Source organism: Salmonella sp. SAL4457, assembly GCF_046548235.1.
GTDB lineage: Bacteria > Pseudomonadota > Gammaproteobacteria > Enterobacterales > Enterobacteriaceae > Salmonella > Salmonella enterica.
This window is the reverse complement of sequence record NZ_JBGDZO010000406.1, coordinates 1-276: the sequence shown is the minus strand read 5'-3', so window position 1 is coordinate 276 and position 276 is coordinate 1. Positions and strand designations below refer to the sequence as shown.

Here is a 276-nt window from a genome sequence, read left to right as displayed (position 1 = left end):
GCCTCGATCGGCTGCTGCTGTTCTTCCCCGATCCCTGGCACAAGAAGCGCCACCACAAGCGGCGGATCGTCCAGCCGGAATTCGCCGAACTGGTGCGGCGCAAGCTGAAGGTCGGCGGCGTGCTGCACATGGCCACCGACTGGGAGCCCTATGCCGAGCACATGCTGGACGTCATGAGCGCGGCGCCGGGCTACCGCAACCAGGCCGAAGACGGCCGCTTCGTGCCGCGCCCGCAAGAGCGTCCGGTGACCAAGTTCGAGCGGCGCGGGGAGCGCC

Annotated in this window: 1 protein-coding gene; it reads left to right on the top strand. The window is 69.2% G+C overall.

Going from position 1 to position 276, the window contains the following annotated elements:
* A partial coding sequence (trmB, locus tag ACLJNW_RS24835) for a tRNA (guanine(46)-N(7))-methyltransferase TrmB (RefSeq protein ID WP_410961306.1) occupies positions 1–276 on the top strand: 276 nt, incomplete at both ends.